Source organism: Bradyrhizobium sp. CCBAU 25338, from assembly GCF_028128965.1.
GTDB lineage: Bacteria > Pseudomonadota > Alphaproteobacteria > Rhizobiales > Xanthobacteraceae > Bradyrhizobium > Bradyrhizobium liaoningense.
This window is the reverse complement of record NZ_LFKY01000042.1, coordinates 669,869-682,988: the sequence shown is the minus strand read 5'-3', so window position 1 is coordinate 682,988 and position 13,120 is coordinate 669,869. Positions and strand designations below refer to the sequence as shown.

The following is a 13,120-nucleotide window of genomic DNA, read 5'->3' as shown; positions in this document are numbered from 1 at the left end:
CGGCGCTGTTCCACCTCTCCCCGAGCGGGAGAGGTGAACGCAATACCAGCGTTGGAGCTCAACGCCCCGGACGCAGTTCCAGGCTTTCTAAGCCGGCGGCGATGTTGAGGCCGACCTGGCCCTGCACGCTGAGCGGCTGGAGCGCGATCGAGTTGTTGGAGCCGCCGACCAGAACGTTGCCGCCAAGTCCGACACCGACCGAGGCGCTGCCCTGCGCGCCCGCGTAGTTGCCGGAGAGGTCGCCGGGGCCGAGCCGGTCGACCGGTGCGAACACGCCCCAGGCCAGGGCCGTCTCCTGGGTGATGCCGATGTCGAGGCCGACCTTGCGGATGGTCGCGACGTAGCGGTCGTCGGGCAAGCCGTCGGCGCGCAGCACACAGCCGAGATGGGTCACCGATCCCACGATGAAGCCGACACTGGCGCCGCCGCGGCACTCGAGCACGCCGACCCGCGCCATCCGCTGCTGCGCGCCACTGTTCGCGACGGAGGCAAGGAGGCTGGCGGCGGTGAGCCCTGCGAGGAGGAATGAACGGCGCATGAAATGTCTCCGGCGATGATGTGATGCGAGCAGAGAGAGCGCCCCACCCGCGTTGCGTGATGGTCTATGCCACAACAGCCTTGGCGGTGCCAGATCGCGCACGAGGATAAGCGTGCAAACAACTAAAAAGGCCCGCCAGCAGCGGGCCTTTTCGATGTCTTGTCGCGGCAGAGCCTCAGCGCAGATTGCCGCAGAAGCGCTGAATGCGCTTGCAGGCGTCTTCGAGGTCCGAGGTCTTGGTCGCGTAGGAGATGCGGAACGCAGGTCCCAGGCCGAAGGCCGAACCCTGCACCACGGCGACGCCTTCGGTCTCCAGGAGCTCTGTGACGAACTGCTCATCGTTGGAGATCACATTGCCCGACGGCGCTTTCTTGCCGATGGTGCCGGCGCAGGACGGATAGACGTAGAACGCGCCTTCGGGCCGTGGGCACTCGATGCCGCTCGCCTGGTTGAGCATGGAGACGACGAGGTCACGGCGCTCCTTGAAGACCTTGTTGTTGGCAGGAATGAACTCCTGAGGCCCGTTCAGCGCCTCGACCGAGGCCCACTGCGCGATCGAGCACGGGTTCGAGGTCGATTGCGACTGGATCGTCGCCATCGCCTTGATGAGATGCGCCGGGCCGCCGGCATAGCCGATACGCCAGCCGGTCATGCAATAGGCCTTGGAGACGCCGTTCACGGTGAGCGTGCGGTCGTAGAGACCCGGCTCGACCTGCGCGACGGTGGTGAACTGGAAGTCGTCATAGACGAGATGCTCGTACATGTCGTCGGTCATCACCCAGACATGGGGATGCTTCACCAGCACGTCGGTGAGCGCTTTCAGTTCCGAACGCGTGTAGGCAGCTCCCGTCGGGTTCGACGGCGAGCACAGGATGACCCATTTGGTCTTCGGCGTGATCGCACGCTCGAGCGCTTCTGCCTGGAGCTTGAAGCCGGTCGCGGCGGTGCATACCACCGGCACCGGCTCGCCGCCGGCGAGCGCGACCATCTCGGGATAGCTGACCCAATAGGGCGCGGGAATGATCACCTCGTCGCCCGGATTGATGGTCGCCATCAGCGCGTTGTAGAGCACCTGCTTGCCGCCGGTGCCGACGATGATCTGGTTCGGCTTGTAGGCGACGCCGTTCTCGCGCTGAAACTTGGCGATGATGGCTTCCTTCAGCTCGGGGATGCCGTCGACCGCGGTGTACTTGGTCTTGCCGGCCTCGATGGCGTGGATCGCCGCCAGCTTGATGTTGGCGGGCGTGTCGAAGTCGGGCTCGCCGGCGCCCAGGCCGATGACGTTGCGGCCAGCCGCTTTCAGCGCGCGTGCTTTATCCGTGACCGCGATGGTCGCGGACGGCTTCACACGGTCGAGCGCAGCGGCAAGGAAGGACATCATCATCTCCTGGCGAGCGTCGTGAAGCCTTTCGCCTCACGGCCCTGATTGTGGGAATGAGCTACCCTAAAACGTGTGCCGCTGCGCCGCAAGAAAACTTCGGCCCGATCTCGGAAAAGTTTGCGGATTCACGCGGGTTCGAGGGCATGATTCACCGCAATATTCCGCAACTTTGCCGCCGAAACCCCTCATAACCGGCAAGGCTTGTCCTCGGAGCAATTTGGGTGCTCGCCAGGAGGTCGTCATGCCCGGCTTGCGGTCTTCTGACGCTTCGCCGGCTCAACCCTGAGCAGCCCCGGAGACTGAGCAGCCTCGGCAAAACTTGGCTTAGCGAGGTCCCGGCATTCACGTCCTTCGCACCGCGTGGCAAGACGTGGATGGCCGGGACGAAGCCCGGCCATGACGGTGTGGAATCTTCAGTGCTTAACGAAATCGCCGAACGTCTCGCGACGATGCGCGGAAATACGTCCCGCGCGTTGACGCAAGTGTGAACTGAAGTGCGTCGTCGCGCGGAAATGATCTTCCGCAGCATTGCAGTGCGGCAGGGTTTTCGAGTTTTTCTATCGGCCGGCTCTTGCGGCGGATTCGCATCGGCATCATTGTTTAGCCGCCTCGCGGGAGCAACGATTGCCGCGTCTTCACGTCCTCGGATTCGAACTGCAGAATGTACAAGCTCTATTCGATGCAACGCTCGGGCAACAGCTACAAGGTCCGCCTTGCGCTGGCGCTGCTCAACCTGCCTTACGAAGCGGTGGAGGTGGACATCCTGCGCGGCGAGAGCCGCACGCCGGACTTTCTCAGCAAGAACCCGTCGGGACAGGTGCCGCTGCTCGAGGTCGGCGAGAGCCGCTATCTCGCCGAGTCCAATGCCATCCTCTGGTACGTCGCCGTCGGCACGCCGCTCGCGCCGGAAAACCGCATCGACCGCGCCGAGGCGCTGCAATGGATGTTCTTCGAGCAGCACGCGCTCGAGCCGAACATCGGCGCCGCCTATTTCTGGCTGTCGCTGGTCAAGGGTGGCCGCGATCTCCAGACCCATTCGCTGGAGGACTGGATGGAGCGCGGCTATGGCGCGCTCCAGGTGATGGAGAACCATCTCAAGACCAACGCCTATTTCGCCGCGCGCCAGCTCACGGTCGCCGACATCGCGCTGTACGGCTACACCCACCTCGCCGACCGCTGCGACTTCGATCTTTCCACCTTCCCGGCGATCCGAGACTGGCTCAAGCGCGTCCAAGCCGCACCCGGCTTCGTGACCATGGACTGGCGCGCGGCCGACATCGACGACCCCGCCAGCATCGCGGCGGGCGCCTGACGGCGCGCCGCGCTCGGGCGAATAGCGGGCAAAAGGGCCCCCTTTGCCGCAATCCAGCCATTTTTGGCGCGTTGGCCGCCGCAATATTGCCGGTTGAAACTGGGAAATTCCTGGGAGTCGCGGGTGATTCGCTCGCGTGTTGAAGGATTTAGACCATGATGCGGGCGTCCGGCACGGCAGGCTTTCAGAGCCCATCCGCTACCGTCGCGTCTTCCCGGCTCACCCATGCGGTCGCGGCCTCGCTCGCCGTCGCCGCGCTCTCGCTGTGCCTGATCGTCACCCTGACGGTGCTGTCGACCAAGGCGACCATGGCGATGGGCCTGCCGGTCTGATTCCCGTTTCATCCTGGACCTGCCTTCAGGGCGCCGTACGGCCCGCGCCGACCGGCATCGCGACAGGACGTCGATGAAATCACCTGTGGTAGTCGTTGCAATCACCCTGACCGCGGCCATCCTGGTCGCGGCGTCGCTGCTGATCATCGTCGGCACGCGCAAGGGTGTGGGGACGTCGACGCTGAATGCGCCCGCACTGCAACAGCGCGTCAAGCACGCGCACATGGTCTAAAATCATCCGAAAGCTTTAGGCTTGCACGCAAGCGCGCCTTAAGCACGCTGCACGAAACCGCATCGCTGTCGCGCAACAATCAGTCAGTGTTGCGGCCTGACCTCGTTCGTGAGGATCGAGACTGGTCCATGCGGTTCGGATGGCGCGCGATCTCCGGTCCGGCGCTGACGGCAGCGGCCCTGCTGCTGGCAATGCTGTTCGATCGCCTTTTCCCTACCCCCTCGCCCGCGCCGCTGTTCGTCTGCATCGTGGCTCTCGCCGGCGCGCTCGCGGGTCTCGCCTCCGCCATGACGACCGCCGTTGTCGCCGTGATCGGCGCGGCGCTGTTCTTCCTCAACCGCCACGGCGTTTCCGGCTATGGCGCCGCCGATCTGGTCCGGCTCGGTCTCCTGACTGTCACGGCTGTCGGCACCGCCGGCATCACCGGCCTGATGCGCGAGCGGCTGCTCGGCACGGTCGCGGCCGAGCGCCGGAGCCACGCCACGGCCGCGCGGCTGTCGGCCGCGCTCGACCAGGTCGATATCGGCATCGTGCTGCTCGATGCCGAGACCCGGGCCGAATTCATCAACCGGGCGTTCCGCGATTATTTTGCGGTGTCCGACCAGATCGCCGAAAGCAAGCCGCCCTTCATCGCGCTGATGTATCACGGCCGCGACACCGGCGCGTTCGAGCTGCCGGAGGACGAGCTCGGCACCTTCATCGCGCGACGCATGGAGATGGTGCGGGGCGGCGATGCCACGCCGATCAACATCAAGTTGCGCAGCGGCGAGGTGCTGCGCTTCGTCTGCACCGCGCTGCCCGACGGTGGACGCATGCTGAGCTACACCCCGGTGACCGACCTCGTGCGCCACACCGACGAGCCATCACGCGCCGACTACTACCGCTCGCTGCGCGACCCCGCAAACCGCAAGCTGACCCGCTACCTGCGCGTCGCGGAGTAATGCAACGGCGCGATTGATCGGCAGTGCGACCATCACGTATGAAGGACGCTTCATCGATCGCGGGAATTTCACATGTCGCTCACCATTCGCGCCGTCACGAGGCAGGACTACGATCAATGGCTGCCGCTGTGGGACGGCTACAACGCCTTCTACGGCCGCTCGGGCCCGACCGCCCTGGCGCCCGAAATTACGAAGATGACGTGGCAGCGCTTCTTCGATGCCTATGAGCCGATGCACGCGCTGGTGGCCGAGGACGACGGCCGCCTGCTCGGGCTGACGCATTATCTGTTTCATCGCAGCACCACCGCGATCGAGCCGTCCTGCTATTTGCAGGATCTGTTCACGCTCGAATCCGCGCGCGGCAAGGGCGTCGCCTCGGCGCTGATCCATGGCGTCTATGAGCGGGCAAAGCTCGCGGGATCGCCGCGCGTCTACTGGCAGACGCACGAGACCAATCTCACGGCGCAGCGCCTGTACGACAAGGTCGCGGAGCGGTCCGGCTTCATCGTCTATCGCAAGATCTTCTGAGTCCTGCGCCCTTGATCCCTGTGGATAACTCCGCCTGTCACCCGCGCGTAACACAGCGAGACTAGGCTGCACCTGCGTCTGGTCAGGCCCCCCGTCACCGATCAAGCGCCCCAAAGCGGTCCCCGTCAGTCGCCGCGTCTGACAGGGGCCGCATTTTTTTGTCCGGGATCGTCTGCATGGCAGCAGCGCAGGCATCAGCTTGCTGATGCGGCGCACGGTGGTCACAATGCGCCGCTGCTCATCTGACAGGATCTCCCATGGAAATTCGCAATCTCGGCGCCTCCGGCCTTCGCGTGTCTGCGGTCGGCCTCGGCTGCAACAATTTCGGCCAGCGCACGGATCTGGAGACCTCGCGCAAGGTGATCCATCGCGCGCTCGATCTCGGCGTCACGCTGTTCGACACCGCCGACATCTATGCCGGGATGGGCGGCTCGGAGACGGTGCTCGGCACCATGCTCGGCGATCGCCGCAAGGACATCGTGCTCGCCACCAAATATGCCAAGCCGATGGCGACCGACGGCACCAGGCAGGGCGCCTCGCGCCGCTACATCATGGATGCGGTCGAGGCGAGCCTGAGGCGGCTCAAGACCGACTACATCGACCTCTACCAGCAGCACGATTACGATCCGCTGACGCCGATGGAGGAGACGTTGCGTGCGCTCGACGATCTCATCCGGCAAGGCAAGGTGCGCTACATCGGCAACTCCAACTTCCCGGCCTGGCGGATCGCGGAAGCCGAGTTCACCGCACGCGCGATGAATGTCAGCCGCTTCGTCTCCTGCCAGGACGAATACTCATTGCTGGTTCGCGACATCGAGAAGGACCTGCTGCCGGCTGCGCAAGAGTACAGGCTCGGCCTGCTGCCGTTCTTCCCGCTCGCGAGCGGCCTGCTGACGGGCAAGTACCAGCGCGGCACGGCGGCGCCCGCCGACACGCGCTTTGCCAAGGCGCCGGCGCTGCGCGACCGTTACGTCACGCCGCGCAACGAGGACATGGTCGAGAAGCTCCAGGCCTTCGCCAAGGCGCACGGCCGTTCGATGCTGGAACTCGCCTTCTCCTGGCTCGCCGCGCGCCCGCAGGTGTCGAGCGTGATCGCAGGCGCCACGCGCGTCGAGCAGATCGAGGAGAACGTGAAGGCGATCGCCTGGAAACTCACCGTGGATGAGATGGTGGAGATCGACAAGATCACTCTGGGCTGAGCGCTGCGGCCCGCTACTTCGCGCCGCGCCCGACCGTCTGCACCACCTCGAAGCCCTCGAACTGGGGATGGCCGAGATAAAGCGGCTTGTTGTCACCCGCCTTGTGATGCGCCGCGCGAAACGCCTCCGACTTGGTCCAGGCCTCGAACGCGGCGTGGTTCGCCCACACGGTGTGGGAGGCGTAGAGCGTGTGGTCCTCGAGCTCGGGACCCCTCAGCAGATGGAATTCGACGAAGCCGGGCACCTTGTCGAGATGGGTGTCGCGCGAAAGCCAGACCTGCTCGAAAGCAGCCTCGGAGCCCTTGGCGACGCGGAAGCGGTTCATGGCGATGTACATGGATGGTCTCTCCTGATGCTCGGATCATCATGTCGTCATCCGGGACGCGCCGCAAGGCGCGGGCCCGGAATCCATTTTGCGGCAGAACGCGGTGAGGAATGGATTCCGGGTTCGCGCTGACGCGCGCCCCGGAATGACGACTTAGACAACCAGCCCCTTCATCGGCCTTGCTCCCGCGCTGTCCGGAAACACCGTCTCCGCCAGCACGCGATCGGACAGGCCGAACCGGTCCTGCAGCACGCCCTTGATCACGGAACGCAGGTCCGTCGTCGGCTTGAGGTCGCGGCCCTCATACAGGTTGGCGAGCTTGAGGCCAGGCCAGTCCGCGATGACGCGGCCGCCTTTCACCGCGCCGCCGGCGAGCAGCGCAATCGTTCCCGTGCCGTGATCGGTGCCGTCGGTGCCGTTGATGCGCGCGGTGCGGCCGAACTCGGTGGCGACGACGACGACGGTCTCGCGCCAGCGATCCCCCAGGCCGCTTTCGAACTCGGCGAGCGCGCCGTCGAGGCCGCCGAGCAGGAAGGCGAGACGCCCCACAGGGCCGCCTTCATTGGCATGCGTGTCCCAGCCGTCGAAGGCGAGCGCGGCGATGCGCGGGCCGTCATCGGCCGCCATCAGCTTTGCGGTGCCGCGCGCGACCTGCCGCATCTGCGCGACGGCGTTGCCGCCTTTCGGCTTCATATCTGCGCCGGCTGCGACCTTGTCGAGCTGGAGCCCTTGCGACAACGCCGAGGCCAGTGCGGGATCGCGGTGACGGTAGAGCTCCATGAGGCGCATCGCGGTGTCGTCATCCGCCTGCGGCAGCGCCACCGGCGCCCAGCCGACGGTGGGCGCGTTGCCACGCAGCACCAGCGGCGTGGTCGGCCCGACGGCGAGACCGCTCGACACGCGCTCGCCGCGCGGCAGCGCTTCCAGCGCGCGGTTGAGCCAGCCGGACTGCACGCGGCCCGGGCCGGCATAGCCGCTTTCGAGCACGTCCTGGCCGTCGAAATGCGAGCGGTCGCGGTAGGGCGTCGCCACCGCGTGGATCACCGCAGCATGCCTGTCGCGATACATGCGCGCAAATTCCGGCATCGCCGGATGCAGCGTGAAGAAGGAATCGAGCATGATCGCAGGATGCGCACCATCGGCGGTGAGCGTGATCGAGCCGTGCAGGCCGGCATAGTCAGGGTCGCCGATCGGCCCGACCGTAGAGAGACCGTCGAGCGCGCCGCGCAGGATCACCACGATCAATCGCGGATCGCGCCCATCGGCGGCGCGGGCGAATTTCGGCAGGTAAGCCCAGGCTGCAAAGGAGGCGCCGCCGAGCAGCAGGCCGCGGCGCGAGGTGAGGAGCCGGTTCTCGACGCAGTCGATCATCTTCATCTCCTCTGCATTTCCGGCGACATCAACAGCAGCGCCAGCGCCTGCTGTCGCGACTCCGCGCGCTCGATGCTCCGCCGCGTCTCGGTCGAGGCTGCATCGGCGGCTGCGAACCCCAGGAGGTCGAGCGGATCGATGTTGTTGCCGAGCCGCGCGCCGATCTGCGCGGCGATGTCCAGCCTGAGCTTGATGCCTTCAGGCGCGGCCCAGGCGGCATTGGTGTCGGGAAAGCCGTTGGGGCCGGGCGGCGACCATAGCGGCTGACCGAGCAGGTTGAGGCCGTTGAGATAGCGGCCAGGGTCCTCCGGCACCTGCGCGAGCAGCCGGCCGCTCGCGACCAGGAAATCGTAAGGCGAGCGCATCTTGGTCGGCGGCGCCTTCCACGCTTCATCGGAATCGACCAGCGCCACGGCAAGCGCCTTGAGATCGCCGTCGGTCTTGACGAAGACGTCACGCAGGCGCGCAACGAGCGCCGGCGGCGGATCATCTGCGACGAAGTGACGAACGAATTTGGTGGCGATGAAATTCGCGGTCGACGGATGCCGCGCGAGGTCGACGAGCGCGGCTTCGCCCTGTGCGAGCCCGGTGGCTTCGTAACTCTTGCCGAGCAGGACTTGCGGCCCGGGCTGATGCGCATTGACGTTGAAGACGAAGGAGCCGGGGGACCCTAGCTGCCCCTGCCGGCCGGCAAAGGTCCAGCCGGTGATGATGCGCGCGAGCGAGGTGACGTCGCCTTGCGTGTAGCCGCCGCCGACACCGAGCGTATGCAGCTCCATGATCTCGCGCGCGAGATTTTCGTTCAGCCCGCGCTTACGGTTCTGCCCGGCGCGCGAATCCGGACCGAGCGATTGCTGGTTGTCGAGAAAGAACAGCATCGCGGGATGCTGCTCGACCGCCCTCAGCATGTCGGCGAAGCGCCCGAGCACGTGCGGCCTGATCGCCTCGCGCTCGAACGCACCGGCCCAGATCCGTGTCAGCTCGCCCTTGCTGGCGGAGATGCAGAAATGGTTGGACCAGAACGCGACGAGGCGCTCGGTGAAGCCGCACTCGACCAGCGTCGCGCGCTGCAACCGCGCCAGCGCCTCGGCGCGAAACGTCTTCTGGATCACGTTGAGCGGCTGCGACGCCGGCTTTGCCGCATTGTCCGCCGGCTTCGCCTCCGCCATCCGGCCTGCGATCTCCGTCGCCGCCGCATTCAGCGAGGGATTGCGGCGGAGCCCGGCGTTCCGTTCGGTCGGCGCGGCCGGCGGCGTCTCAGCGGGCGCGGCGGCCTTCGCCGCCTCGCGCGCCTGCTTGACCTGGTCCTGATAGGCAAAGACGGCCTGCCCGAGTTGCGGCGTCGATTGCAGTCCCGGCGCTTCCAGCAGCACGCCGTTGGGACGCGCAAGCTCGGCCTTCACGAAGCCGCGCGGGTCGGAGCTTGCGTTGATGAGATCGCCCGACGCGCCGCCGCGGGCGCCGAAGCCAAAGCGGTTGAGCGCGACGAGGGCAGCTTGCGTATCGCGGGCCATCGGTCTGTCCTTGGCGCGTTGGAGCCGCTTTCCTGATGCGTGCGCGGCGCGTAATATACCGCAGCGACAGATGAACCCGACATGAAAATGACGGCGAAGCTTCGGCGTAGATCATGACAAATCCGAAAGAATCCGCGTTGCAGGAACCACGCCGCCTCGCCTGCTCCCGCTGCGGCACCGAGTTCGGCTGCGACCTCTCGGGCACGTGCTGGTGCGCGGAGGAGACGGCAAAACTGCCGATGCCGCTCGAGGGCGAGGATTGTCTGTGCCGGGAGTGTTTGCGCAAGGCGGCGGCGAGCGCTGCTCGTTAGATGCGAGAGCGCGCGACACACGCCAGTGTCGTCCCCGCGCACGCGGGGACCCATAACCCCAGGAAGAAGTTTGGCGAAGACTGGACGTTCGGGACGAATACCATCAGCAACCGATAGATCACGCGGTATGGGTCCCCGCGCCCCGTGCGCAATTGCGCACTAGGCGGGGACGACAGTGGAAAGAGTGTGCCCTACACCGCAAAGCCCGGCGATGTCCGCGCCATGCCGTCGAACGCGTCGAGCAGTCTTTCGCGCCAAGCATAGACCGGATCGTCCGCCTCCAGCAGCTTGAACGGGCTGACCACGCGCGCCCATTGAAAACCGCCGAACACGATATAGTCGGCGTAGTTCGGCGCGTTGCCGCCGAGATAGGGCTGTTTCTTCAAGGCCTGCCGCATCACCTCCAGCGACTTGCGGAACGCGACCACGCCGGTGTCGCGGCTCGCCATGACCTCTTCCAGGCTCTTGCCGCCGAAGCGCGCCTCGCGCGACTTGCGGAAATAGACGGCGTCGACCTCGGCAAGGTTGTTCGGGATGTCGGCGACGATCAGCGGAAAGATGCCCCCGACGATGGCGATGTCGCCGAAGGCATTGATCATGCGCGCCATGGCGCGCCCGCCCTCGCCGCCGAACAGCGACGGGCGATCCGGGAAAGTGTCCTCCAGATAAGTCGCGATGGTCCAGGAATCGACCACGGGCCTATCATCGTGCAGCAGCACCGGGACCTTTTCCGAGCCGTGGGGCGCGATCGCACTCTTCTCGGTAAAGCGCCAGGGCAGTGATTCCGCCGACAGCCCCTTGTGCGCCAGCGCCATCCGCGTGCGCCAGCAATACGGGCTGAAGGGACGGGAGGCGTCGGTGCCAACGAGTTCGTAGAGCTTGAGTGACATGGGCTGGCAGCCTCCTCATGCTCCGTCATTGCGCGGAGCTCTTGCGCCGAAGTAATCCAGACTTGTCGCCGCGGAAGCCATTCTGGATTGCTTCGCTGGCGCTCGCAATGACGATGTGGAGAGATCACCGCCCGTTCGTGCGCAGCAATCTCTCGCCGTCCTCCGTCACCGCGATGACCAGCCCCACGCCGGCTATCGTCTCGCGGACGACGTAGCCGCGATCCGCGGCGTCTTCCCAGATGGTGAGGCGCGGGCAGGAGGTTTTCCAAGTCGCGATCACCTCGGCATAGGCGCGCGGCTCGCGCGCGACCCATTCGACGAAGTCCAGCACCAGCGGATCGACGTTGCGGCTCATTGCAAACCTCCCTTGTCGAAGGCGGCCAGCACCGGGGTACGAACCAGGAGCCAGCCGCCATAGGCGATGTAGCAGCAGGCGATGGTGGTAATCAGCTTGTTCGACCAGCTGACGAATTGCTGGTCGGTCATGGCTTCGAGGATGCGCCGCGCCAGCGTGGTGCCGAGCATCGAGGCTGCAATCGCGACGCCGGCGAGCACGGGATCGAGGCTCGCGGCCTGGTCGATGATGCCGCCGAAATAGACCAGCTTGGTGAAATGGCTGACGAGCTGGCACATCGCCTTGGTCGCGACCTTCTCGCGCCGGCCGAAATTGCCGCCGAGGAAGAAGGTGTCGAGCAGCGGGCCGGAGACGCCGGTCATCAGCATCAGGCCCATGCAGATCGTGCCATAGACCGTGCCCTGCCAGAGACGGTCGGGATCGGGCTTGATGTTCGCCGGCAAGAGCCGCGCCATGAACGGCGTGACACCCAGCATCAGCAGCGCGACCGGCTTGTCCGGCACGTAGCGGGTGAGCGACCAGGCCGCGAGCGCGACGGCAGCGCCGACCATATAATTCGCGACCGGCCGCCAGCGGATATGCGCCCGCCACAGGAAAGCGCGCCAGCCGTTCGAGGCCATCTGCGTGATCGCATGCAGCACCATCGCGGTCGGCAACGGCATCAGGGCCAGGAGCACGCCGATCAGGATCAGCCCGCCCGCCATGCCGAACAGCCCCGACAGGAACGCGGTGCCGACCATCAGCAATCCGAGGGCAGCGATCATGAGGGGCGTCACGCGCAGGATCTCCAAGTTCTCGGGTCAGGGGACCGGGCTGCTAAGGTGAACGTGCCTCGCTTGCCCCTTCTCCGCAAACTGAGTTATCTTGCCCTGGCATCAGCTTTCCTGAGGGTCGGGCATTTGCGGCGGTTGCTGTTTCTCAACGGCATCAAGGCGTTCGAGGCGGCGGCGCGGACCGGCAGCTTTGCTGCGGCCGGGCTGGAGCTGAGCGTGTCGGCGGCCGCCGTCAGCCGCATGGTGCATTTGCTCGAAGAGCGGCTCGGCGTCGCGTTGTTCGAGCGCAAGGCCAACCGCCTGGTGCTGACCCAGGCCGGCCGCGCCTATCAAAGCGGGCTGACCCCGATCTTCGATGCGCTGGCGAGCCTCACCGCGCAGGTGACGGCGCCCTCGAGCGTGCGCGTGCTCACCATCGGCGTCGGCCACACCTTTGCGATGCGCTGGCTGATCCCGCGCCTGTCGGAGTTTCGCAGCGAGGAGCCTGACATCGAGGTGCGCTTCACGACCGGCGGCGCGTCGGTGCCGTTCGGCGAGGACTGGAGCTGCGGCATCAAGCTCGGCACCGGCGACTGGCCCGGCCTCGTCGCCGAGCCGCTGTTTGCCGGCGACCTGACGCCGGTCTGCGTGCCACGCCTCGCGGGCGGGCTGAAGCGCCCGGCCGACCTGAAGGGACCGAGCCTGATCCGCGTCGCGCACTCCGCCGAGGACTGGCCGATCTGGCTGAAGGCCGCGGGCGTCGCGCGGATCAACGCGCGTGGGCCCGAGTTCCAGTTCTACGGCCAGGCACTGCAGGCCGCTGCCGACGGGCTCGGCATCGCCATGGGCATCCGCCCCTATATCGACGACGATCTCGCCGCCGGCCGGCTGGTGGCGCCATTCGACCTCTCGGTGCCCAAGGGAATGCGCTGGTACCTGCTCTATCGCAGCTTTCAAACCGAGCAGCGCGACTTTGCCGCCTTCCGCCGCTGGATCATGCGCGCGGCCTCGGAACCCGCCGCCCGCCCCCGCCGGATCGGCCGCGCCGGCGCGCGGAACTGAAGTCTTTTCGACAAGCTTGAGCAAAAAAACCGCGTGGCTTGTGAACCGCTTCACATTCTGAAACCCGCAATCGTGGT

At 66.1% G+C, this 13,120-nt stretch carries 16 protein-coding genes; 8 read left to right on the top strand and 8 right to left on the bottom strand.

Features of this window, described 5'->3' with window-relative positions; all coding sequences use genetic code 11:
• Window positions 1–58: 58 nt before the first annotated feature.
• Entirely contained in the window at window positions 59–538 is a 480-nt protein-coding gene (locus tag ACM42_RS33045) for a DUF992 domain-containing protein (protein ID WP_271532097.1), read from the bottom strand.
• Between the two features lie 175 nt (window positions 539–713).
• Window positions 714–1,916, bottom strand: coding sequence for a pyridoxal phosphate-dependent aminotransferase (locus tag ACM42_RS33040; protein WP_028176678.1), 1,203 nt, complete (start codon window positions 1,914–1,916; stop codon window positions 714–716).
• A gap of 664 nt (window positions 1,917–2,580) precedes the next feature.
• Between ACM42_RS33040 and ACM42_RS33035 the strand changes: the two genes are divergently transcribed.
• The 6 genes from ACM42_RS33035 (at window position 2,581) to ACM42_RS33010 (ending at window position 6,463) form a co-directional block, all read left to right on the top strand.
• Window positions 2,581–3,231 (top strand): glutathione S-transferase family protein, encoded by a 651-nt coding sequence (locus ACM42_RS33035; RefSeq protein ID WP_271532094.1) that lies wholly within the window; start codon window positions 2,581–2,583, stop codon window positions 3,229–3,231.
• Window positions 3,232–3,386: 155 nt separating this feature from the next.
• The gene (locus tag ACM42_RS33030; RefSeq protein ID WP_162832045.1) at window positions 3,387–3,563 is read left to right on the top strand and encodes a hypothetical protein; all 177 of its coding nucleotides are present in this window, start codon (window positions 3,387–3,389) and stop codon (window positions 3,561–3,563) included.
• A gap of 73 nt (window positions 3,564–3,636) precedes the next feature.
• On the top strand, window positions 3,637–3,795 hold the full coding sequence (locus ACM42_RS33025; protein ID WP_035672192.1) for a hypothetical protein: 159 nt from the start codon (window positions 3,637–3,639) through the stop codon (window positions 3,793–3,795).
• Between the two features lie 128 nt (window positions 3,796–3,923).
• On the top strand, window positions 3,924–4,736 hold the full coding sequence (locus ACM42_RS33020) for a PAS-domain containing protein (RefSeq protein WP_271532092.1): 813 nt from the start codon (window positions 3,924–3,926) through the stop codon (window positions 4,734–4,736).
• 72 nt (window positions 4,737–4,808) lie between these two features.
• On the top strand, window positions 4,809–5,264 hold the full coding sequence (locus ACM42_RS33015) for a GNAT family N-acetyltransferase (RefSeq protein ID WP_061877462.1): 456 nt from the start codon (window positions 4,809–4,811) through the stop codon (window positions 5,262–5,264).
• Window positions 5,265–5,521: 257 nt separating this feature from the next.
• Window positions 5,522–6,463, top strand: a complete 942-nt coding sequence (locus ACM42_RS33010) for an aldo/keto reductase (RefSeq protein WP_271532089.1) — start codon at window positions 5,522–5,524, stop codon at window positions 6,461–6,463.
• Between the two features lie 13 nt (window positions 6,464–6,476).
• On the opposite strand, the gene ACM42_RS33005 is transcribed toward ACM42_RS33010, so the two are convergent.
• The 3 genes from ACM42_RS33005 to ACM42_RS32995 form a co-directional block, all read right to left on the bottom strand.
• Window positions 6,477–6,800, bottom strand: coding sequence for an antibiotic biosynthesis monooxygenase family protein (locus tag ACM42_RS33005; RefSeq protein ID WP_024340421.1), 324 nt, complete (start codon window positions 6,798–6,800; stop codon window positions 6,477–6,479).
• A 141-nt stretch (window positions 6,801–6,941) separates the two neighbouring features.
• Window positions 6,942–8,159: a DUF1501 domain-containing protein gene (locus ACM42_RS33000; protein ID WP_271532086.1), complete on the bottom strand. Its 1,218-nt coding sequence runs from the start codon at window positions 8,157–8,159 to the stop codon at window positions 6,942–6,944.
• A gap of 2 nt (window positions 8,160–8,161) precedes the next feature.
• Window positions 8,162–9,673: a DUF1800 domain-containing protein gene (locus ACM42_RS32995; RefSeq protein WP_271532085.1), complete on the bottom strand. Its 1,512-nt coding sequence runs from the start codon at window positions 9,671–9,673 to the stop codon at window positions 8,162–8,164.
• 113 nt (window positions 9,674–9,786) lie between these two features.
• On the opposite strand from ACM42_RS32995, the gene ACM42_RS32990 reads away from it, so the two are divergent.
• Entirely contained in the window at window positions 9,787–9,984 is a 198-nt protein-coding gene (locus tag ACM42_RS32990) for a cysteine-rich CWC family protein (protein ID WP_271532083.1), read from the top strand.
• A 191-nt stretch (window positions 9,985–10,175) separates the two neighbouring features.
• On the opposite strand, the gene ACM42_RS32985 is transcribed toward ACM42_RS32990, so the two are convergent.
• The 3 genes from ACM42_RS32985 to ACM42_RS32975 all read right to left on the bottom strand — a co-directional run bounded on the left by ACM42_RS32985 (window position 10,176) and on the right by ACM42_RS32975 (window position 12,005).
• Window positions 10,176–10,874, bottom strand: a complete 699-nt coding sequence (locus ACM42_RS32985; protein WP_271532080.1) for a glutathione S-transferase family protein — start codon at window positions 10,872–10,874, stop codon at window positions 10,176–10,178.
• Between the two features lie 124 nt (window positions 10,875–10,998).
• Entirely contained in the window at window positions 10,999–11,229 is a 231-nt protein-coding gene (locus tag ACM42_RS32980) for a hypothetical protein (RefSeq protein WP_271532079.1), read from the bottom strand.
• Window positions 11,226–12,005 (bottom strand): sulfite exporter TauE/SafE family protein, encoded by a 780-nt coding sequence (locus tag ACM42_RS32975; protein WP_271532077.1) that lies wholly within the window; start codon window positions 12,003–12,005, stop codon window positions 11,226–11,228. The genes ACM42_RS32980 and ACM42_RS32975 overlap by 4 nt, the downstream gene beginning before the upstream one ends.
• Window positions 12,006–12,128: 123 nt before the next feature.
• On the opposite strand from ACM42_RS32975, the gene ACM42_RS32970 reads away from it, so the two are divergent.
• Window positions 12,129–13,043: a LysR substrate-binding domain-containing protein gene (locus tag ACM42_RS32970; protein WP_271532075.1), complete on the top strand. Its 915-nt coding sequence runs from the start codon at window positions 12,129–12,131 to the stop codon at window positions 13,041–13,043.
• The last annotated feature ends 77 nt before the right edge of the window (window positions 13,044–13,120 follow it).

Excerpts from the sequence above, each read along its gene's own strand:
- ACM42_RS33045 (WP_271532097.1), bottom strand. The coding sequence starts at position 538 with ATGCGCCGTTCATTCCTCCTCGCAGGGCTCACCGCCGCCAGCCTCCTT.
- ACM42_RS33040 (WP_028176678.1), bottom strand. The coding sequence starts at position 1,916 with ATGTCCTTCCTTGCCGCTGCGCTCGACCGTGTGAAGCCGTCCGCGACC.
- ACM42_RS33035 (WP_271532094.1), top strand. The coding sequence starts at position 2,581 with ATGTACAAGCTCTATTCGATGCAACGCTCGGGCAACAGCTACAAGGTC.
- ACM42_RS33030 (WP_162832045.1), top strand. The coding sequence starts at position 3,387 with ATGATGCGGGCGTCCGGCACGGCAGGCTTTCAGAGCCCATCCGCTACC.
- ACM42_RS33025 (WP_035672192.1), top strand. The coding sequence starts at position 3,637 with ATGAAATCACCTGTGGTAGTCGTTGCAATCACCCTGACCGCGGCCATC.
- ACM42_RS33020 (WP_271532092.1), top strand. The coding sequence starts at position 3,924 with ATGCGGTTCGGATGGCGCGCGATCTCCGGTCCGGCGCTGACGGCAGCG.
- ACM42_RS33015 (WP_061877462.1), top strand. The coding sequence starts at position 4,809 with ATGTCGCTCACCATTCGCGCCGTCACGAGGCAGGACTACGATCAATGG.
- ACM42_RS33010 (WP_271532089.1), top strand. The coding sequence starts at position 5,522 with ATGGAAATTCGCAATCTCGGCGCCTCCGGCCTTCGCGTGTCTGCGGTC.
- ACM42_RS33005 (WP_024340421.1), bottom strand. The coding sequence starts at position 6,800 with ATGTACATCGCCATGAACCGCTTCCGCGTCGCCAAGGGCTCCGAGGCT.
- ACM42_RS33000 (WP_271532086.1), bottom strand. The coding sequence starts at position 8,159 with ATGATCGACTGCGTCGAGAACCGGCTCCTCACCTCGCGCCGCGGCCTG.
- ACM42_RS32995 (WP_271532085.1), bottom strand. The coding sequence starts at position 9,673 with ATGGCCCGCGATACGCAAGCTGCCCTCGTCGCGCTCAACCGCTTTGGC.
- ACM42_RS32990 (WP_271532083.1), top strand. The coding sequence starts at position 9,787 with ATGACAAATCCGAAAGAATCCGCGTTGCAGGAACCACGCCGCCTCGCC.
- ACM42_RS32985 (WP_271532080.1), bottom strand. The coding sequence starts at position 10,874 with ATGTCACTCAAGCTCTACGAACTCGTTGGCACCGACGCCTCCCGTCCC.
- ACM42_RS32980 (WP_271532079.1), bottom strand. The coding sequence starts at position 11,229 with ATGAGCCGCAACGTCGATCCGCTGGTGCTGGACTTCGTCGAATGGGTC.